The 20309-nt window shown below is 60.4% G+C and carries 19 protein-coding genes and 3 pseudogenes; 16 read left to right on the top strand and 6 right to left on the bottom strand.

Going from position 1 to position 20309, the window contains the following annotated elements; all coding sequences use genetic code 11:
- Positions 1-74 precede the first annotated feature (74 nt).
- From glyA to fdhA, 7 genes are all read left to right on the top strand, one after another.
- A complete protein-coding gene (glyA, locus tag QMK52_RS09595; RefSeq protein ID WP_005792130.1) occupies positions 75-1328 on the top strand; it encodes a serine hydroxymethyltransferase in 1254 nt (417 codons plus the stop codon).
- A gap of 22 nt (positions 1329-1350) precedes the next feature.
- Complete coding sequence (locus tag QMK52_RS09600; RefSeq protein ID WP_003176546.1) at positions 1351-2601, top strand: sarcosine oxidase subunit beta; 1251 nt, start codon at positions 1351-1353, stop codon at positions 2599-2601.
- Between the two features lie 15 nt (positions 2602-2616).
- The gene (locus QMK52_RS09605) at positions 2617-2919 is read left to right on the top strand and encodes a sarcosine oxidase subunit delta (RefSeq protein ID WP_005792128.1); all 303 of its coding nucleotides are present in this window, start codon (positions 2617-2619) and stop codon (positions 2917-2919) included.
- Positions 2916-5933, top strand: a complete 3018-nt coding sequence (locus QMK52_RS09610) for a sarcosine oxidase subunit alpha (RefSeq protein ID WP_005792127.1) — start codon at positions 2916-2918, stop codon at positions 5931-5933. Before QMK52_RS09605 ends, QMK52_RS09610 begins: the two co-directional genes overlap by 4 nt.
- A gap of 123 nt (positions 5934-6056) precedes the next feature.
- Positions 6057-6689: a sarcosine oxidase subunit gamma gene (locus tag QMK52_RS09615; RefSeq protein ID WP_320404047.1), complete on the top strand. Its 633-nt coding sequence runs from the start codon at positions 6057-6059 to the stop codon at positions 6687-6689.
- 10 nt (positions 6690-6699) lie between these two features.
- Positions 6700-7557, top strand: coding sequence for a formyltetrahydrofolate deformylase (purU, locus tag QMK52_RS09620; protein WP_005792124.1), 858 nt, complete (start codon positions 6700-6702; stop codon positions 7555-7557).
- A gap of 186 nt (positions 7558-7743) precedes the next feature.
- Entirely contained in the window at positions 7744-8943 is a 1200-nt protein-coding gene (gene fdhA, locus QMK52_RS09625; RefSeq protein ID WP_005792122.1) for a formaldehyde dehydrogenase, glutathione-independent, read from the top strand.
- Positions 8944-9144: 201 nt separating this feature from the next.
- Here fdhA and QMK52_RS09630 read toward each other — a convergent pair whose 3' ends face one another.
- Positions 9145-9603 carry an anti-sigma factor domain-containing protein gene (locus tag QMK52_RS09630; protein ID WP_005792120.1) on the bottom strand — a complete coding sequence of 153 codons (459 nt, stop codon included), beginning with the start codon at positions 9601-9603 and terminating at the stop codon, positions 9145-9147.
- A gap of 136 nt (positions 9604-9739) precedes the next feature.
- Here QMK52_RS09630 and QMK52_RS09635 point away from each other — a divergent pair, with 136 nt between their 5' ends.
- Both QMK52_RS09635 and QMK52_RS09640 read left to right on the top strand, forming a co-directional pair.
- Positions 9740-10312: a DUF2780 domain-containing protein gene (locus tag QMK52_RS09635; RefSeq protein WP_005792119.1), complete on the top strand. Its 573-nt coding sequence runs from the start codon at positions 9740-9742 to the stop codon at positions 10310-10312.
- 178 nt (positions 10313-10490) lie between these two features.
- A complete protein-coding gene (locus QMK52_RS09640; protein WP_005792118.1) occupies positions 10491-11096 on the top strand; it encodes a hypothetical protein in 606 nt (201 codons plus the stop codon).
- A 33-nt stretch (positions 11097-11129) separates the two neighbouring features.
- Here the strand turns inward: QMK52_RS09640 and QMK52_RS09645 are convergent.
- A pseudogene (locus QMK52_RS09645) lies at positions 11130-11372 on the bottom strand (acyltransferase); the annotation flags it as partial.
- On the opposite strand from QMK52_RS09645, the pseudogene QMK52_RS09650 reads away from it, so the two are divergent.
- The 3 genes and pseudogenes from QMK52_RS09650 to QMK52_RS09660 all read left to right on the top strand — a co-directional run.
- A pseudogene (locus QMK52_RS09650) lies at positions 11370-11468 on the top strand (ATP-dependent zinc protease); the annotation flags it as partial. The pseudogenes QMK52_RS09645 and QMK52_RS09650 overlap by 3 nt on opposite strands.
- 8 nt (positions 11469-11476) lie before the next feature.
- Positions 11477-11563, top strand: a pseudogene (locus QMK52_RS09655) (two-component system response regulator CreB); the annotation flags it as partial.
- A gap of 263 nt (positions 11564-11826) precedes the next feature.
- Positions 11827-12825 carry a hypothetical protein gene (locus QMK52_RS09660; protein ID WP_320404049.1) on the top strand — a complete coding sequence of 333 codons (999 nt, stop codon included), beginning with the start codon at positions 11827-11829 and terminating at the stop codon, positions 12823-12825.
- A 92-nt stretch (positions 12826-12917) separates the two neighbouring features.
- On the opposite strand, the gene QMK52_RS09665 is transcribed toward QMK52_RS09660, so the two are convergent.
- Positions 12918-13826, bottom strand: coding sequence for an acyltransferase (locus QMK52_RS09665; RefSeq protein ID WP_005792113.1), 909 nt, complete (start codon positions 13824-13826; stop codon positions 12918-12920).
- Positions 13827-13999: 173 nt separating this feature from the next.
- On the opposite strand from QMK52_RS09665, the gene QMK52_RS09670 reads away from it, so the two are divergent.
- From QMK52_RS09670 to creD, 4 genes are read left to right on the top strand one after another with little or no spacing between them, the layout of a single operon-like run.
- Positions 14000-14500, top strand: coding sequence for an ATP-dependent zinc protease (locus QMK52_RS09670; RefSeq protein ID WP_005792112.1), 501 nt, complete (start codon positions 14000-14002; stop codon positions 14498-14500).
- An 8-nt stretch (positions 14501-14508) separates the two neighbouring features.
- A complete protein-coding gene (gene creB / locus QMK52_RS09675) occupies positions 14509-15177 on the top strand; it encodes a two-component system response regulator CreB (RefSeq protein ID WP_320404050.1) in 669 nt (222 codons plus the stop codon).
- On the top strand, positions 15177-16616 hold the full coding sequence (gene creC / locus QMK52_RS09680) for a two-component system sensor histidine kinase CreC (protein ID WP_320404051.1): 1440 nt from the start codon (positions 15177-15179) through the stop codon (positions 16614-16616). Before creB ends, creC begins: the two co-directional genes overlap by 1 nt.
- Positions 16617-16668: 52 nt before the next feature.
- Entirely contained in the window at positions 16669-18018 is a 1350-nt protein-coding gene (gene creD / locus QMK52_RS09685; RefSeq protein WP_320404052.1) for a cell envelope integrity protein CreD, read from the top strand.
- 186 nt (positions 18019-18204) lie between these two features.
- Here creD and QMK52_RS09690 read toward each other — a convergent pair whose 3' ends face one another.
- The 3 genes from QMK52_RS09690 to QMK52_RS09700 form a co-directional block, all read right to left on the bottom strand.
- Positions 18205-18834, bottom strand: coding sequence for a glutathione S-transferase (locus QMK52_RS09690; RefSeq protein ID WP_005792108.1), 630 nt, complete (start codon positions 18832-18834; stop codon positions 18205-18207).
- Positions 18835-18996: 162 nt separating this feature from the next.
- Entirely contained in the window at positions 18997-19179 is a 183-nt protein-coding gene (locus QMK52_RS09695) for a hypothetical protein (protein WP_005792107.1), read from the bottom strand.
- Positions 19176-20279: a PepSY-associated TM helix domain-containing protein gene (locus tag QMK52_RS09700; protein WP_005792106.1), complete on the bottom strand. Its 1104-nt coding sequence runs from the start codon at positions 20277-20279 to the stop codon at positions 19176-19178. The genes QMK52_RS09695 and QMK52_RS09700 overlap by 4 nt, the downstream gene beginning before the upstream one ends.
- Between the last annotated feature and the right edge of the window lie 30 nt (positions 20280-20309).

Consider the following 20309-nt stretch of genomic DNA (forward strand, 5'->3'; position numbering starts at 1 on the left):
TACGCGCCAGCCCTACCATCGCATCAAAGGGCCCTGCGAGGGCTTCAACAATACGAAAGGCTGGGAGAGACGCGATGTTCAGCAAACAAGACCAGATCCAGGGATATGACGACGCACTGCTGGCGGCCATGAATGCCGAGGAGCAGCGTCAGGAAGACCATATCGAGCTGATCGCGTCGGAGAACTACACCAGCAAGCGCGTCATGGAAGCCCAAGGCAGCGGCCTGACCAACAAATACGCCGAAGGCTACCCGGGCAAGCGCTACTACGGTGGCTGCGAGCATGTGGACAAGGTCGAGGCCCTGGCCATCGAGCGCGCCAAGCAGCTGTTCGGCGCCGATTACGCCAACGTGCAGCCGCACTCCGGTTCGTCCGCCAACAGCGCGGTGTACCTGGCGCTGATCAATGCCGGTGACACCATACTGGGCATGAGCCTGGCCCACGGCGGTCACCTGACTCACGGTGCCAAAGTGTCGTCCTCGGGCAAGCTGTACAACGCAGTGCAATACGGCATCAACACCGACACCGGCCTGATCGACTACGACGAAGTCGAGCGCCTGGCGGTCGAGCACCAGCCGAAGATGGTGGTGGCCGGTTTCTCTGCCTACTCCAAAACCCTGGATTTCCCACGCTTCCGTCAGATCGCCGACAAAGTGGGTGCGCTGCTGTTCGTCGACATGGCCCACGTCGCCGGCCTGGTGGCCGCCGGCCTGTACCCGAACCCGCTGCCCTACGCCGACGTGGTCACTACCACTACCCACAAGACCCTGCGCGGTCCTCGGGGCGGCCTGATTCTGGCCAAGGCCAACGAAGCGATTGAAAAGAAACTCAATGCTGCGGTGTTCCCCGGTGCCCAGGGCGGCCCGCTGATGCATGTGATCGCCGGCAAGGCGGTGTGTTTCAAGGAAGCGCTGGAGCCTGGCTTCAAGGCGTATCAGCAACAAGTGATCGACAACGCCCAGGCGATGGCCGAGGTGTTCATCAAGCGTGGCTACGATGTGGTCTCCGGCGGCACCGATAACCACTTGTTCCTGGTCAGCCTGATCCGTCAGGGCCTCACCGGCAAAGACGCAGACGCCGCCCTCGGTCGCGCCCACATCACCGTCAACAAGAACGCCGTGCCGAATGACCCGCAGTCGCCGTTCGTGACCTCGGGCCTGCGCATCGGCACTCCGGCGGTGACCACCCGCGGTTTCAAGGTGCCGCAGTGCATCGAGTTGGCAGGCTGGATCTGCGACATCCTCGACAACCTCGGCGACGCCGATGTCGAGGCCAACGTGGCCAAACACGTGTCTGCCCTGTGCGCTGATTTCCCGGTTTATCGCTGAGCGCGGTTTTGGAGTAATGACTATGCAACGCTACTCAGGCTTCGGCCTCTTCAAGCACTCCCTCAGCCATCACGAAAACTGGCAGAAAATGTGGCGCACGCCCACGCCGAAAAAAGTCTACGACGTGGTCATCGTCGGTGGCGGCGGGCATGGTCTGGCGACCGCCTACTACCTGGCCAAGGAACACGGAATCACCAACGTGGCCGTGGTCGAGAAAGGTTGGCTGGGCGGCGGTAACACCGCGCGCAACACCACCATCGTGCGTTCCAACTACCTGTGGGACGAGTCGGCGCACCTGTACGAACACGCGATGAAACTCTGGGAAGGTTTGTCCCAGGACCTGAACTACAACGTGATGTTCTCCCAGCGTGGCGTGTACAACCTGTGCCACACCCTGCAAGACATCCGCGACTCCGAACGCCGCGTGAGCGCCAACCGCCTCAACGGTGTGGACGGCGAACTGCTCAATGCCCAGCAAGTAGCTGACGAGATTCCATACCTGGACTGCTCGAAAAACACCCGCTACCCCGTGCTGGGCGCCACCGTGCAACGTCGCGGCGGCGTGGCCCGTCACGATGCCGTGGCCTGGGGCTTTGCCCGTGCCGCCGATGCCTTGGGCGTGGACTTGATCCAGCAAACCGAAGTGATCGGGTTCCGCAAGGAAAACGGCGTGTGCATCGGTGTGGAAACCAACAAGGGCTTTATCGGCGCCAAGCGCGTCGGCGTCGTCACTGCCGGTAACTCCGGGCACATGGCCTCGCTGGCCGGTTTCCGCCTGCCGATCGAATCTCACCCGTTGCAAGCGTTGGTGTCGGAGCCGATCAAGCCGATTATCGACAGCGTGATCATGTCCAACGCCGTGCACGGCTACATCAGCCAGTCCGACAAGGGCGACCTGGTGATCGGCGCCGGTATCGACGGCTACAACGGCTACGGCCAGCGTGGTTCGTACCCGGTCATTGAGCACACCATTCAGGCCATCGTCGAGATGTTCCCGGTGCTGTCGCGGGTGCGCATGAACCGCCAGTGGGGCGGCATCGTCGACACCACGCCGGATGCCTGCCCGATCATTTCCAAGACCCCGGTACCGAACATGTTCTTCAACTGCGGTTGGGGCACCGGTGGCTTCAAGGCCACACCGGGCTCAGGCAACGTGTTTGCTGCGAGCCTGGCCAAGGGTGAAATGCACCCGCTGGCCGCACCTTTCTCCATCGACCGTTTCCACAACGGTGCGTTGATCGACGAACACGGCGCTGCGGCCGTCGCCCACTAACAGGAGAAATTCCCTATGTTGCATATCTTCTGTCCTCACTGTGGCGAACTGCGCTCCGAAGAGGAATTCCACGCGTCCGGCCAAGCGCACATCCCGCGCCCGCTGGACCCGAATGCCTGCACCGACGAGCAGTGGGGCGATTACATGTTCTTCCGTGACAACCCGCGTGGGCTGCACCACGAACTGTGGATCCATGCCGCCGGTTGCCGCCAGTATTTCAACGCCACCCGCGACACCCTGACCTACGAAATTCTTGAAACCTACAAGATCGGCGAGAAGCCGCAATTCACCGCCAAGGCTGCTGGAGAGAAGGTATGAGCCAGATCAATCGCCTGTCCAACGGTGGCCGCATCGACCGCAACAAAGTCCTGACGTTTACGTTCAACGGCCAGAGCTACAAAGGCTTTGAAGGCGACACCCTGGCTGCCGCCTTGCTGGCCAACGGCGTCGACATCATCGGCCGCAGTTTCAAGTACTCGCGCCCTCGAGGTATCTTTGCCGCCGGCGCCGAAGAGCCGAACGCCGTGCTGCAGATCGGTGCTACCGAGGCCACGCAAATTCCTAACGTGCGCGCCACCCAGCAGGCGTTGTACCAGGGCCTGGTTGCCACCAGCACCAACGGCTGGCCGAACGTTAACAACGACGTGATGGGCATTCTCGGTAAGGTCGGCGGCAAGCTGATGCCGCCGGGTTTCTACTACAAAACGTTCATGTACCCGCAGTCGTTCTGGATGACCTACGAGAAGTACATCCGCAAGGCCGCAGGCTTAGGCCGCTCGCCGACCGAGAACGACCCGGACACCTACGACAACTTCAACCGTCATTGCGACGTGCTGGTCGTGGGCGCAGGCCCTGCCGGCCTCGCGGCTGCATTGGCCGCTGCGCGCAGCGGTGCGCGGGTGATCATCGCCGACGAGCAGGAAGAGTTCGGCGGCTCGCTGCTCGATTCCCGTGAAAGCCTCGACGGCAAGCCGGCCACTGAGTGGGTTGCCAGCGTCATTGCCGAATTGAAAGCCCTGCCGGACGTAGTACTGCTGCCCCGCGCCACCGTCAACGGCTACCACGACCATAACTTCCTGACCATTCACGAGCGCCTCACCGATCACCTCGGTGACCGTGCGCCGATTGGCGTGGTGCGTCAGCGTATCCACCGTGTGCGCGCCAAGCGCGTGGTGCTGGCCACCGGTGCGTGCGAGCGTCCGCTGGTGTACGGCAACAACGATGTGCCGGGCAATATGCTCGCGGGTGCGGTCTCCACCTATGTGCGCCGCTACGGTGTGGCGCCGGGCAAAAAACTGCTGCTGTCGACCAACAACGATCATGCCTATCGCGTCGCGTTGGACTGGTTTGATGCGGGCCTTTCGGTGGTGGCGGTGGCTGATGCCCGTCACAACCCACGTGGCGCGCTGGTGGAAGAAGCCCGCGCCAAAGGCATTCGCATCCTCACCGGCAGCGCCGTGATCGAAGCGCGTGGCAGCAAGCATGTGACCGCTGCCCGCGTGGCCGCGATTGATGTGAAAGCGCACAAAGTCACCAGCCCCGGCGAGTGGCTGGACTGCGACCTGGTCGCCAGTTCCGGCGGCTACAGCCCGGTGGTCCACTTGGCCTCGCACCTGGGCGGCAAACCGACCTGGCGTGAAGATATCCTCGGTTTCGTGCCGGGCGAAGCGCCGCAGAAACGCGTGTGCGTCGGCGGTATCAACGGTGTCTACGGCCTTGGCGATTCCCTCGCCGATGGTTTTGAAGGCGGCGTGCGTGCGGCCAGTGAAGCTGGTTTTGCGCCGGTGGAAGGTGTGCTGCCTAAAGCCTTGAGCCGTCTGGAAGAGCCGACGCTGGCGCTGTTCCAGGTGCCTCACGAAAAAGCTACTGCCCGGGCGCCGAAGCAATTTGTCGACCTGCAAAATGACGTCACTGCAGCCGCCATCGAACTGGCCACACGTGAAGGTTTCGAATCGGTCGAGCACGTCAAACGCTACACCGCGCTGGGCTTCGGTACTGACCAGGGCAAGCTGGGTAACGTCAACGGCCTGGCCATCGCCGCCCGTTCGCTGAACGTGACCATCCCGCAGATGGGCACCACCATGTTCCGTCCCAACTACACGCCAGTGACCTTCGGCGCGGTGGCGGGCCGTCACTGTGGGCACATTTTCGAACCGGTGCGCTACACCGCGCTGCAAGCCTGGCACGTGAAGAACGGCGCCGAGTTTGAGGATGTCGGCCAGTGGAAACGCCCATGGTATTTCCCGCGTAACGGTGAAGATCTGCACGCTGCGGTGAAGCGCGAATGCCTGGCGGTGCGTGACAGCGTCGGCCTGCTGGATGCCTCCACCCTCGGCAAGATCGATATCCAGGGCCCGGATGCGCGTGAGTTCCTCAACCGCATCTACAGCAACGCCTGGACCAAGCTCGATGTGGGCAAGGCGCGCTACGGTCTGATGTGCAAGGAAGACGGCATGGTGTTCGACGACGGCGTCACTGCCTGTCTGGCCGACAACCACTTCCTGATGACCACCACCACGGGCGGCGCCGCCCGCGTTCTACAGTGGCTGGAAATCTACCAACAGACCGAATGGCCGGACCTCAAGGTGTACTTCACCTCGGTCACAGACCATTGGGCGACCATGACCCTGTCCGGCCCCAACAGCCGCAAGCTGCTGGCGGAAGTCACCGACATCGACCTGGACAAGGATGGCTTCCCGTTCATGACCTGGAAGGAAGGTTTGGTCGGCGGCGTACCGGCGCGGGTGTTCCGTATCTCGTTTACCGGTGAGCTGTCGTACGAAGTCAACGTGCAGGCCGACTACGCCATGGGCGTGCTGGAAAAGATCGTCGAGGCCGGCAAAAAGTACAACCTGACCCCGTACGGCACCGAGACCATGCACGTCCTGCGCGCCGAGAAGGGCTTCATTATCGTCGGGCAAGACACCGACGGCTCGATGACCCCGGACGACCTGAACATGGGCTGGTGCGTAGGCCGTACCAAACCGTTCTCGTGGATCGGCTGGCGCGGTATGAACCGTGAAGACTGCGTGCGTGAAGAGCGTAAGCAACTGGTGGGCTTGAAGCCGATTGATCCAAATGTATGGCTGCCGGAAGGCGCGCAGTTGGTGTTCGATCCAAAGCAGACGATTCCGATGAAGATGGTCGGTCACGTCACTTCAAGCTATGCGCACAACTCCCTGGGTTATTCGTTTGCCATGGGTGTGGTGAAGGGTGGCTTGAAGCGCATCGGTGAGCGGGTGTTCTCACCGCAGGCCGATGGCAGCGTGATCGAGGCGGAGATTGTGTCCTCGGTGTTCTTTGACCCGAAAGGTGATCGCCAGAACATCTGATAGACCGAGTCGCGGCCATCGCAGGCAAGCCAGCTCCCACAGGGGAATGCATTCCAAGTGTGGGAGGGGGCTTGCCCCCGATGAGGCCAGAACAGTCACCACAGAATTCAGGAAAGGTGCTTTATGACAGCAGCCAATGTTTACCAACAACGCCCCACCACCAGCGCCAAGGCCGAATCGTCGCTGCACCATGCCGACCTCGCCAGCCTGGTCGGCAAGGGCCGCAAGAACGCCGGCGTGACCGTGCGCGAAAAGAAACTCCTCGGCCACCTGACTATCCGTGGCGATGGCCATGATGCCGCCTTCGCCGCTGGCGTACTCCAGGCCGTCGGCATTGAACTGCCCGGCCCGCTAAGCGTGACCGTCAACGGCGAGACCAGCCTGCAATGGCTCGGCCCGGATGAGTGGCTGTTGATCGTGCCGAGCGGTGAAGAATTTGCCGCTGAACAAAACCTGCGTGCCGCCTTGGGGGATTTGCACATCCAGATCGTCAACGTCAGCGGCGGCCAGCAGATTCTCGAACTCAGCGGCCCTAATGTGCGCGATGTGCTGATGAAGTCCACCAGCTACGACGTACACCCCAATAACTTCCCGGTGGGCAAGGCGGTAGGCACGGTGTTCGCCAAGTCGCAATTGGTGATCCGCCATACCGCTGAAGACACCTGGGAATTGCTGATCCGTCGCAGCTTCTCCGATTACTGGTGGTTGTGGCTGCAGGATGCCTCGGCCGAATTCGGTCTGAGCGTTCAAGCCTGAGGAATCACCCATGAGCCGCGCACCCGATACATGGATTTTGACCGCCGACTGCCCCAGCGTGCTCGGCACGGTGGACGCGGTCACCCGCTACCTGTTCGAGCAGGGCTGCTACGTCACTGAACACCATTCGTTCGATGATCGCCTCTCGGGCCGGTTTTTCATTCGTGTGGAGTTTCGTCAGCCTGACGGTTTTGACGAGCAGGCGTTCCGCGATGGCCTGGCGACCCGTGGTGAAGCCTTCGGCATGATCTTCGAGCTGACGGCGCCGAACTATCGGCCGAAAGTGGTGATCATGGTCTCCAAGGCCGATCACTGCCTCAACGACCTGCTGTACCGCCAGCGCATCGGCCAACTGTCGATGGACGTGGTCGCGGTGGTGTCCAACCATCCGGATCTCAAGCCGTTGGCCGACTGGCACCAGATTCCCTACTACCATTTCCCGCTCGACCCCAACGACAAACCATCCCAGGAGCGGCAGGTGTGGCAAGTGGTGGAAGACACCGGCGCCGAACTGGTGATCCTTGCGCGCTACATGCAGGTGCTGTCGCCGGAGCTGTGCCGCAAGCTGGATGGCAAGGCCATCAACATTCATCACTCGTTGCTGCCGGGCTTCAAGGGCGCCAAGCCGTATCACCAGGCGTACAACAAGGGCGTAAAACTGGTGGGGGCCACGGCGCATTACATCAACAACGATTTGGATGAGGGGCCGATCATCGCCCAGGGTGTGGAGGTGGTTGATCACAGCCACTATCCCGAGGATTTGATCGCCAAGGGGCGCGATATCGAAGGGCTCACATTGGCGCGTGCGGTGGGGTATCACATCGAGCGGCGGGTGTTCTTGAACGCCAATCGCACCGTCGTTCTTTAGATCGCTATCGCAGGCAAGCCAGCTCCCACATTCCAGGATGTGTGAACCCGATCCACTGTGGGAGCTGGCTTGCCTGCGATGAGGCCCTTACAAGCAACACAAGAAACAGCATCTGTACCCGAGCACTAACGCGCTGCCCACCCAAGCGGCAACGCAGTTCCATAAAAACAACAGCGAGGTGAAAGCATGTCTGGTAATCGTGGTGTCGTGTATCTCGGCAATGGCAAGGTCGAAGTACAGAAAATCGACTATCCCAAAATGCAGGACCCCCGTGGCAGGAAGATCGAGCACGGCGTCATCCTGCGCGTGGTCTCCACCAACATCTGCGGCTCCGACCAACACATGGTGCGCGGCCGCACCACTGCCCAGACCGGCCTGGTGCTCGGTCACGAGATCACCGGCGAAGTGATCGAGAAGGGCAGCGACGTCGAAAACCTGAAAATCGGTGACCTGGTTTCCGTACCGTTCAACGTGGCGTGCGGCCGCTGCCGCTCGTGCAAGGAACAGCACACCGGCGTATGCCTGACTGTTAACCCGGCCCGTGCCGGTGGTGCCTACGGCTATGTAGACATGGGCGACTGGACCGGTGGTCAAGCGGAATACGTGCTGGTGCCGTATGCCGACTTCAACCTGCTCAAACTGCCCGACCGCGACAAGGCCATGGAGAAAATCCGCGACCTGACCTGCCTCTCCGACATCTTGCCCACCGGCTACCACGGCGCCGTCACTGCCGGCGTTGGCCCGGGCAGCACCGTTTACATTGCTGGTGCCGGTCCGGTCGGTCTGGCCGCTGCCGCCTCGGCACGGCTGTTGGGTGCAGCCGTTGTAATCATTGGCGACGTCAATTCCATCCGCCTGGCCCACGCCAAGGCCCAGGGTTTTGAAATCGTCGACCTGTCTACCGATACGCCGCTGCACGAACAGATTGCTGCGCTGCTGGGCGAACCTGAAGTGGATTGCGCCGTCGACTGCGTAGGCTTTGAAGCTCGCGGCCATGGCCACGACGGCGTCAAGGCCGAAGCCCCGGCCACCGTGCTCAACTCACTGATGGGCGTGGTGCGTGTGGCAGGCAAGATCGGTATCCCTGGCCTCTACGTCACCGAAGATCCGGGTGCTGTCGATGCCGCCGCGAAAATGGGCAGCCTGAGCATTCGCTTTGGTCTGGGCTGGGCCAAATCCCACAGTTTCCACACCGGGCAGACGCCGGTGATGAAGTACAACCGCCAGTTGATGCAGGCGATCATGTGGGATCGGATCAATATCGCCGAGATCGTCGGCGTGCAGGTGATCAGCCTGGATGATGCGCCACGCGGGTATGGCGAGTTCGACGCGGGTGTACCGAAGAAGTTTGTGATTGATCCGCATAAGTTGTTCAGTGCGGCGTAAAGCGTTGGGCAAATGATAAAGGGCGACCCTTGGGTCGCCCTTTTTTGCGTCTGCGCTTAAGCCTGCAAACGCCGGCTGATGAAGATCAAATGTGGGAGGGGGCTTGCTCCCGATAGCGGTAATTCAGTCAGTACTGTTGTGACTGACCTGCCGCTATCGGGAGCAAGCCCCCTCCCACAAGGGTTTTATGGTGTTTAGGGATCAGCGAGTAGCCAATGCACCCTGATAGACGGTCGGGCCTGTGGGTTGTTTGCTGATGGAGCCACCCTTGGTCTCCGAACTCACCATCAACTCCACCGGCTTGCTGATGGTTTCCTGCTGGCGCGGGTTCAGGCCGATGATGCCCTCGCCGTCTTCCGGCAACAGGCCCAGCGACACCGGTGTGCCATCTTTAGGGATTGCCCACAGCTCCAGGCTTTGGTCTGGCGCCGGCGCCGTGGAGGCAATCGGCTGCACTTCAAGATAATCCTTGTGGGCCATGATTTGCGCGGCCGGCTGCTGGGTAGTGTTCACCAACGTTGCGGCGGATTTGACGCTGTCCTGGGTGTAGAGCGCGCCGCCGATACCGGCAACCACCACCACACAGGCGCCGATGAACAGGCGTGGGCGGCTCCAGAATGGAGGCTTTTGCTCAATCACTTGGGGTTGGATCGCAGTCATAAGTCTCTTCTCGACAAATTTTGTAGTCAGTCCATGGACCCGATTATCCCGATTGGGTTCCGGGCAGGGCCTGGAACAACCGACGGGATACCTAGTCCAACGCTTGCTTTTGCATCCATCTCCTGAGGTTGTATTGATGAAGATTTCACGCGGTTTTGCCCTTTCCTGTCTGCTGTCCATGGCCGCCGGCCCGGTGTTCGCTGCAGGTTTCAGCCTTGGCGATGCAGCCAACGCCATTTCCGGTATGCAGGGTGGCAACAATAAAGCCGCTGCCGCCGCACCCTCGTCCGAGACGGCTGGCCTGCTGAGCGCTCTGACCTCGCAACTGAATATCACCCCCGAGCAAGCGGTGGGCGGCACGGGCGCCATGTTGGGGCTGGCCAAGAATAAACTGAGCGGCAACGACTATTCGCAACTGGGCAACAGCGTGCCGGGCCTCGATCAGTTGTCGGGCAACAACGCACTGGGCAGCCTCGGCGCGTTGAGCGGGATGCTCGGCCAGAGCGGCGGCAGCAAGACCAGCGGCCTGGACGGCTTGTTGGGTAATGTGAAGAGTACTAACGACTTGAACACCGCGTTCAGCGCCCTGGGCATGGACAGCGGTATGGTCGGCCAGTTTGCTCCGGTGATCCTGCAGTACCTGGGTGGTCAGGGTGCCAGCAGTTCAGTGTTGGGCAAGTTGGCTCAGGCGTGGGGGACGGGTAGCTAGTTACCTGCGTGCGCACGGAGTCATTTTTATTGATATGAGCGCTGAAAAATCCCACCTGTTAAAAATCATTCGGTTGTAGGGAACCGTAGGAAGAAATACGCCACATATCGTTACCTTTCAACGGTCGCTCACAACGACCTTGGAAGGTTTTCCCTAGTGATGTATGAGAGGTGGCGTTATGGATTTTAAGGGCCTGAGCATCCCAGACATAAAAAACTATATCAATGTGTCTGGGCTTCAGCGGGACGAGAGTCCAGAGAGCTCATATGAACAAGCGCTGCGTGAGCGCCTTGAAGAGCTGGGTATTAACTATGATGATTACAAGAAATCAACGGCTCGCTCCAAAAGGAATTCACAAGAACCACCCGCTGACCTTCGCCTTACTGTGCAAGACGCACTACACAACCTCGCAAAAGCAAGGGATCCTGAACAGCCCCTTAGCCAAATACTCGCTGGCGTGGCCGATTATTTTGCCCCTGGTGCAGAGAATCGTTTTGATTCAACGGCATTGCTTGACCACTTGCAGTCTGAGGCGATAGGGGTGGCAGACAGTTCGAAGAGTCATTTTGCCAAGTCTGAAACGCTGAACAATCCTGATCCAGAGATGTACGACAAAGTAGCAGGGGATTTGGCCGATAGTTTACTTAAGTTCTCCGGCTCAAACTTCAATGGCAAGCATTTTGGCGAGTCGCTGAGAGCCGCGCTCAAAGAGGCAAACCAGGCCGGCCTGGATTCGGCACAGTTGGTCTCTAAAGTTATGGAGGTTTTAAAAGAAGCTGTTTGAGGGGATTTATACCCGTGGTGATCTTTCGCAGGTTCATTCAAGAACCTCGTCTATCCGCTGATCTTTCTCAAGCCAGAGCTGGTTAACCCAGTTCTGGACGGTCTGGCGAAACGCCGGATCATTCTCGTAATCCCCTTGCCACAACGTCGGATCCAGTTCGCGGGTGCGGATATCCACGATCACCTTCGGCACCGCACTGCTGATCAAGTCCCAAAACCCCGGAATCTTTTGCTGCGGATAAACCACCGTCACATCGAGCACTGCATCCAGTTGTTCAACTACCCGCTGCTGATCGGCGCCAAGGCCCTGCGTGAATTTGGCGCGGCGGTAAACCCGGCACGTCGCTACACTGCCGACAAACCGGACTGCTGATTGAACCCATGCCGAACATCCTGATTGTCGAAGACGAAGCGGCGATAGCCGACACGCTGATCTTTACCTTGCAAGGCGAGGGCTTCACCACCACCTGCGCCGGTTCAGCGAAGTGCCAGTGATGTTCCTCAGTGCCCAGGCTTGGGGGGGGCGGCGGCTAAGCTGCCTTTCTCCAAGGATCGCGTTTCCTATAATTATCAATGAGTCATATTTCATGATGAGTGGGATGTAGGCGAAATAAATTGTAGTGGATCAGTAGGAACGGTAGGAAAGTTGGGCGCCACATAGTAGTCACCTTCGTAACACCACAGCAGTACTGTTTGAAGGGTAATCGACCGAATAACTACATGGTGATCTGATGAATTCTATTAACCTGCAAACCACGCTCCAGAATCTATACAACCAGGTTGGCGCCCATGTGCCGACCAGCAAGGCTAGGCTGATCGACCCCAATGTGTTGCATAACCTGGGATTGAGCGCGAATTTGCTGCAGAACTTGCGCAACGATCTGAGTGGCGTCGCTAATGGGTCGAATCCTGAGCGGGCACTCAATAATTTGATGTCTGGGCTGAAACAAGTTTCGGGTTCTAGCAATGCTCTGGCCAAAGAGTGGCCGGCCGGCAAACCAGTGCCTGAAGGTGGCGTGCGTCTTGCGGACCTCGGTGCCCAAGAGTGGCCGGCAGACAAACCGTTGCCTGAAGGTGGCGTGCGTCTTGCGGACCTCGGTGCCAAAGATTGGCCGGCAGGCAAACCATTGCCTGAAGGCGCCGTGCGTCTTGCGGACCTCGGTGCCCAAGAGTGGCCGGCAGACAAACCGTTGCCTGAAGGTGGCGTGCGTCTTGCGGACCTCGGTGCCAAAGATTGGCCGGCAGGCAAACCATTGCCTGAAGGCGCCGTGCGTCTTGCGGACCTCGGTGCCAAAGATTGGCCGGCAGGCAAACCATTGCCTGAAGGCGCCGTGCGTCTTGCGGACCTCGGTGCCCAAGATTGGCCCGCAGGCAAACCATTGCCTGAAGGCGCCGTGCGTCTTGCGGACCTCGGTGCCCAAGATTGGCCGGCAGACAAACCGTTGCCTGAAGGTGGCGTGCATATTGTGAAGGGCGCGGACGGCCAGCTACGTGAGGTCGATGCATCCGGAGCGCCGCGCAGCGATTTGGCAAATGTGCCCTCGTCTGTGCAGACTTCCGCTGACGCAGTGATTTCCAATCTCCTTGGAGTGTTGGGCGCCCAGGCCGCTGGAGGCAATATCTCGCAAGCATCAGAAAAGATGCGTGCGGCTTTGGATTCCCTTTTTGACAGGACCAACCCTACGCAGGTACGAGATGCTCTGCGCAACAGCATAAATGAGCTGGCTTGAGCGGTAGCTTCGAAACAGTAGGGAACTGTAGGAAGCAAGACACCACTATGGATTACCTTTCAAGGTCTCGTGTATGACCTTGGAAGGTTCCATCATCGCTGGCTTTCGCATTGCATGCCTTCGTTTTCCAGCAGTTCATGGATTCGACGGTCCTTTTCCGTCCAGAGCTGGTTGACCCAGTTCTGGACGGTCTGGCGAAAGGCCGGATCGTTTTCGTAATCCCCTTGCCACAACGCCGGGTCCAGCTCGCGGGTGCGGATATCCACGATCACCTTCGGCACCGCGCCACTGATCAATTCCCAGAACCCCGGAATCTTTTGTTGCGGGTAGACCACGGTCACGTCGAGTACCGCGTCCAGCTGTTCACCCATTGCGGCCAGCACAAACGCGACGCCGCCTGCCTTGGGCTTGAGTAGCCGGGTAAAGGGTGAATCCTGTTGCGCGCGCTTGGCCTCGCTGAACCGCGTGCCTTCCAGGTAATTGACCACCGTCACCGGCTGGCGCTTGAATAGCTCGCAGGCCTTCTTGGTGATTTTCAGATCCTGCCCTGCCAGTTCAGGATGCTTGGCCAGAAATGCCTTGGTATAGCGCTTCATGAACGGGTAATCCAGCGCCCACCAGGCCAGGCCGAGGAAGGGCACCCAGATCAGCTCTTTTTTCAGGAAGAATTTGAAGAACGGTGTGCGCCGGTTCAGCGCCTGGATGAGTGCCGGAATATCTACCCAGGATTGGTGGTTGCTGATGACCAGATAGGAGGTGTCACTGCGCAGGTCCTCACCGCCGCGGATATCCCATTGGGTTGGAATGCACAGCGAGAAAATCAACTTGTCGATCTCGGCCCAGGTCTCGGCGATCCACATCACCGCCCAGGACGCATAGTCACGCGAGCGGCCCGGCGCCACCAGCTTGAGCAGGGCAAAGACCATCAAGGGGCCGATCAGGATCAGCGTGTTGAGTAACAGCAGTAGTGTGACCAAACAGCCGGTGAGCAGGCGGCGCATAAATAACTCTTGGGATCGTGTGGGCGGGTCATGATAAGCAAGGTGAGTCTAGAGGCCAAATCGCAAATCAGCGGACGAATGTTTCACAATGTGCCGTGTAGGGTGGCAGTCACTAACTAAGTGCCGCGTTTGCGGTCTAGAATCCGCCTACTTCTTTCCGAGGAACTCACTTCGTGAAACTGTTATTTGCCTCCCTCGCTCTGCTGGCCCTGCCTGTCATGGCTGCCGAACCGACCCTTTATGGTCGCTACGAATACATCCAGTTGCCGGAGATCGGCGAAACCTTCAAGGCCAAGATGGATACCGGCGCACTGACCGCCTCGCTGTCGGCCCGGGACATCGAGACCTTCACCCGCGACGGCGACGATTGGGTGCGTTTCCGCCTCGGCGGCAAGGACGCCGGCAACAAGGTCTACGAGCACAAGGTGTCGCGCATCAGCAAGATCAAGAGCCGCGCCGACGAAGATGACGACAAGGACGAAGCCAGCGTGGCCAAGCGTCCGGTGATCGATCTGGAGATGTGCCTGGGCGACGTCAAGCGCACCGTCGAGGTCAATCTCACCGACCGCAGCAGCTTCAACTACCCGCTGTTGATCGGCGCCAAGGCCCTGCGTGAATTTGGCGCGGCGGTGAACCCGGCACGTCGCTACACTGCCGACAAACCGGACTGCTGATTGAACCCATGCCGCACATCCTGATTGTCGAAGACGAAGCGGCGATAGCCGACACGCTGATCTTTGCCCTGCAAGCCGAGGGCTTCACCACCACCTGGCTGACGCTCGGCCAGGCGGCGCTGGAGCATCAGCGCCAGAGCCCGGCCGACCTGATCATCCTCGACATCGGCCTGCCGGACATCACTGGCTTTGAAACCTGCAAGCACCTGCGCCGGTTCAGCGAAGTGCCAGTGATGTTCCTCAGTGCCAGGGATGCCGAGATCGACCGGGTGGTGGGGTTGGAAATCGGTGCCGACGATTATGTAGTCAAGCCCTTCAGCCCTCGGGAAGTAGCGGCGCGGGTGAGGGCGATTCTCAAGCGTGTTGGTCCGGGTGCGGCCCCGATGCTGTTCCAGGTGGACCTGGAGCGCATGCAGATCCACTATCGCGGGCAACCCCTGAGCCTCACGCGCCATGAGTTCCGCCTGCTGCAAAGCCTGTTGGAACAACCCGAGCGCGTGTTCAGTCGCGAGCAACTGCTGGACGCCGTAGGTGTGCCCGCCGATGCCGGCTACGAGCGCAATATCGACAGCCACATCAAAAGCCTGCGCAGCAAATTGCGTAGCGTGGCGGCGCAGGCCGAGCCGATCCAGACCCATCGCGGCCTGGGCTACAGCTACAGCCCGAGCCACAGCTGATGCGCCTGGGGCTGCGGATTTTCCTGGTGTATGCGCTGTTTATCGGCCTGACTGGCTACTTCGTACTCAACACGGTGATGAAAGAAATCCGCCCCGGCGTTCGCCAGTCCACCGAAGAAACATTGGTGGACACCGCCAACCTGCTGGCTGAAATCCTGCGCGAAGATGTGAAGAACGGCACCCTGGGCCAGAGTCATTGGCCAGCGCTGCTCAAGGCTTACGGCAATCGCCAGCCGGGTGCGGTGATCTGGGGCCTGCCGAAAAACCAGGTCAACCATCGTATTTATGTGACCGACGCCAAGGGCAGGGTCCTGCTTGACTCCAGCGGTGAAGCGGTGGGCCAGGACTATTCGAAGTGGAACGATGTGTACCTGACCCTGCGCGGCGAATACGGTGCGCGCTCCACTCGCAGCGACGTGGACGATCCCACGTCATCCGTGATGCACGTGGGAGCGCCGATTCGCGATAACGGCCAGATCATTGGCGTGGTCACCGTGGCCAAGCCCAACAGCTCGTTGCAACCCTACGTGGATCGCACTGAGCGCCGCCTGCTGTGGTATGGCGCGGGGCTGGTGATTCTGGGCCTGTTGCTGGGGGCGCTATTGTCGTGGTGGTTGACCGTCGCCCTCCGACGCCTTACCGCCTATGCCGAAGCCGTGAGCGAGGGCCGCCGCGCCGAGTTGCCGCATTATCGCGGCGGCGAGCTCAAGCAGTTGTCCACCGCCGTGGAACACATGCGCACGCAGCTGGAAGGCAAGGCTTATGTAGAGCGCTACGTGCACACGCTGACCCATGAATTGAAAAGCCCGTTGGCGGCGATTCGCGGTGCGGCGGAGCTGTTGCAGGGCGATATGAGCCGTGAGCAGCAGCAGCGGTTTGTCGGCAATATCGACAGCGAAAGCGCGCGCCTGCAACAGTTGATCGAACGCCTGTTGAACCTGGCCCAGGTTGAGCAACGTCAGGGGCTGGAGGAGCAATCGTACATCCCGCTGGCGGTGTTGGTCGATGAGGTGCTCAAGGCCCAATGTGCGCGAATCGAAGGTGCCGGCTTGCAGGTGGAGCAGGTCATCGCTGCCGATGTGAAGGTATTTGGCGAACCCTTCCTGCTGCGTCAGGCCCTGGGCAACCTGCTCGACAATGCGCTGGATTTCACCCCACCCGGCGGCACGCTGAGGTTCAGTGCCCAGGTGCGGCATAACGATGTGCAGGTCAGTCTGTTCAACCAGGCCGCGGCGATTCCCGATTACGCGCTGCCGCGCCTGAGCGAGCGGTTCTACTCGCTGCCACGTCCGGCCAGCGGGCGTAAAAGCACGGGCCTGGGGCTCAACTTTGTCGAGGAGGTGATGAAGCTGCACGGCGGCTCGCTGCAGATCGGCAATGTGCCAGGCGGCGTGCAAGCGGTGCTGCATCTCCACACAGTCTCCACATTGCCCACATAAATCCCCCATATCGGCTGGGCAGACTCTCCCCCATTCAAACAGGGAGAGACCCATGAACCGCAGCCTGCTTTTCAAACTTGGCGCGATTGCGCTGCTGATTCTGCTGTTGCTGATTCCGTTGCTGATGATCAACGGCATCATCACCGACCGCCAGCAACTGCGCGACGGCGTATTGATGGACATCGCCCGCAGTTCCAGTTACGCCCAGCGCCTCACCGGGCCGGTGATGGTGGTGCCGTTTCGCAAGACGGTGCGTGAATGGAAGCTCAATGAAAAGCTCAACAAACGCTACGAAGAAACCCGTGAAGAGCGTGGCCGGTTGTATTTCCTGCCGGAGCATTTCGAGCTCGACGGCAAGGTGCAAACCGAACTGCGTGCGCGGGGTATCTACCAGGCGCGGCTGTTCCATGCTGACAACCGCATCAGCGGGCGTTTTGAATTGCCTGCGCAGTTGGGGATCACCGAAGACTTTGCTGATTACCGCTTTGAGCCTGCGTTTCTGGCGGTGGGCATCAGCGATATTCGCGGCATTGAAAACGCTTTGAAGCTGGAGCTGGGTGATCAGCGCCTGGAGTTCTCGCCGGGCTCGCAGGTGGACTGGCTGGGCGAGGGCGTGCATGTGGTGTTGCCAACGCAAGACGGCAAGAAACCTGCCGTGCTGGATTTCGCCTTCGACCTGCGTCTGCAAGGCACCGAACAACTGCAAGTGGTGCCGGTGGGCAAGACCAGCCAGGTGTCCCTGGCGTCCAACTGGCCGCACCCGAGTTTCATCGGCAACTTCCTGCCAGCTCAACGGGAAGTCAACGACCAGGGCTTCAGTGCCAGTTGGCAGACCTCATTCTTCTCCACCAACCTTGAACAAGCGCTGCAAAGCTGCCTGGACCGCCAGGGCTGCGAAGACTTCAACAACCGCAGCTTTGGCGTGAACTTCATCGACCCGGTGGACCAGTACCTCAAGAGCGACCGTGCGATCAAATACGCACTGTTGTTTATCGCCCTGACCTTCGCTGGCTTCTTCCTGTTCGAAGTGCTCAAGAGCCTGGCGGTGCACCCGATTCAGTATGCATTGGTGGGCGTGGCGCTGGCGTTCTTCTACCTGTTGCTGTTGTCGCTGTCCGAGCATGTGGGCTTTGCCTTGGCGTACCTGATATCGGCCAGTGCCTGTGTGTTGTTGATCGGTTTTTACGTGTGCCATGTGCTGCGCAGCGTCGTCCATGGGCTGGGGTTCTCGGCAGGGTTGGCGGCGTTGTATGGCTTGTTGTTCGGGTTGCTCAGTGCCGAGGATTACGCGCTGCTGATGGGTTCGCTGTTGCTGTTTGGCCTGCTGGGCACGGTCATGGTGCTGACGCGCAAACTGGATTGGTATGGGGTGGGTAAGCGCAAGGTGGAGCAAGGGCAATGATTGGGTTGCGGGAGGATCAGCAAGCGGGGGCGCAGTTGGCCTTAAGGATCGCCACCTTCCTCAATACCACCACCGTCCCCTGTGGGAGCGGGCAAGCCCGCGATAGAGGGGGTTCAGAAGCAGATGTACTGAATGACACGCCGCAATCGCGGGCAAGCCCGCTCCCACAGGGGGTAGGTATACATGTCAGGCGGGCGGTTGGGTCTGCTGCATCGAAGGCCGCTGGCTGACCTCGGCGTACCAGGCGGCGAGCTTGGGGGTGTCCGAGCGCCACTGCATATCCGGATGGCGAAAGTCGAGGTAGCCCAGGGCGCAGGCGACGCTGATCGAAGCGATATCGAAATGGCTGGCCAGTTCGGCGATGGCGTCCTGCTCCAGCTCGGCGAGAGCGCGACGAATCTTGTTGCGCTGTTCGTCCAGCCATTGATCCCAGTGTTTTTCCAGCGGGCGCATGGCGGTCTCGTAACGCACCAGCACGGCGGCATCCATGATGCCGTCGGCCATCGAGGCCAACGTCAGGCGCCGCCAGCGCACCGAGCCATCACGGGGGATCAGCGGGTTGCCGACATGCTGGTGGTCGAAGTAATCGAGGATCACCCGGCTGTCGTGCAGGACCGAACCGTCGGCCAGGCGCAGCGCCGGGATCTTGCCCACGGGGTTGCCTTGCAGCACTTGGGCATCCGGGTTGACCGGTGTCGGCAGGCAAGCGTGCAGGGCCACACGGTCCTGCTGGCCGGTCTCGATCAGCAGCACGCGCACTTTACGCACGAAGGGCGAGGCCGGGTTGTGGAACAAGGTCATGCTGGGGGCGGACATGGGCATTCCTCGAAATGGACTGGGGCTAGCGTAGATGCTTGCGCAGTGGCTGGCGAGGGGGATTTTTGTGATCCTGAGGGCCTCATCGGGGGCAAGCCCCCTCCCACAGTGGACGGCGTTCACAAATCAAATGTGGGAGGGGGCTTGCCCCCGATAGCGCCCTCAGCCGCGCCGCTTGCCCAACGCCCAAGCGCCAATGGCAGCAGGTACGCCCAACCCCACCCAGCTCAAAGAATCCCACACCCCATCCCCCAGCAACGCCGCAAACAACCCGGCGGCACTGAGCAGGCCAATTCCCAGCGGAATGCCAAACACCTTCCAGAAATTCGACTGCCGAGGCTTCATACCTTGGCCGCCTTGCGCCGCACGATCCACAAGTAAATGCCGCTGACCAGCACGACGATGGTCAGCACATCCAGCACTGCCCACAAGATCTTCATCGGCATCCCGCCGTAATCACCGAAGTGCAGCGGTTGGGACATGCCCATGGCGTCCATGTACCACGGGCGCTCGGCGATGGCGGTGACGGCCAGGGTGCTGGCGTCGATCAGCACCGGCGTGAGCAGATGGGAGGTGAGGTGCGTGCTGCCTTTCATGAACACCGCATAGTGATGCTCGCTGGAGAAGCGCGTGCCGGGGAAAGCGATAAAGTCCGGCTCCATGCCCGGCGCTGCCTGGGCGGCAATGCTCAGCAGCTCGGTGGCCGGTGCGCGGTGGGTCAGCGGCGGGGCGTTCTGGTAGGGTTCGATCATGGCGCTGAGGCTGTCCTGGCGCCAGGCGGCGATGATCAGGTCGGCGCAGGCGCTGATCACGCCGGTCACGCCCACCACCAGCGCCCACGTCAGGGTGACCACGCCGATCAGGTTGTGCAGGTCGAGCCAGCGCAGGCGGGTGGACTTGTCCTGACGCACGGTGGCGAACTTCAAGCGGCGCATGAACGGCAGGTACAACACCGTGCCCGAAACAATCGCCAGCACAAACAGAAGGCCCATGAACGCCAGCAGCAACTTGCCCGGCAGGCCGGCGAACATGTCCACATGCAGGCGCAGCAGGAACAGGGTCAGCCCACCATTGGCCGCCGGGGTTTCCACTGCTTCGCCAGTGCGGGCGTCGAGCATGAAGGTGTGCGACGAGTTCGGCTCGGTGCCGGCCGTGGCGGCCATGATCGCGATCACACCGTTCTTGTCGTCTTCGTCCCACGCCAGGTACTGCATGGCCTCGCCGGGTCGATGGGCCTGGGCTTTGGCCACAAGCTGCTCAAGGTTGAGCTGCGGCGTATCGGCCGGCATCTGTGCCAACTCGGGCTCGTTACCCAGCAGGTGGTCGATCTCGTGGTGGAACACCAACGGCAAGCCGGTGAGGGCGAGCAGTAGCAGGAATACGGTGCAGATCAGGCTGGTCCAGGTGTGGATGAAGGACCAGCGGCGGATGGTTTTGCTTTTCATTTTCGAGCCTTCAGATGCACTCAAGCCGCC

This window comes from Pseudomonas sp. P9_2 (assembly GCF_034008255.1).
In the GTDB taxonomy this organism is placed as follows: Bacteria; Pseudomonadota; Gammaproteobacteria; order Pseudomonadales; family Pseudomonadaceae; genus Aquipseudomonas; species Aquipseudomonas synxantha_A.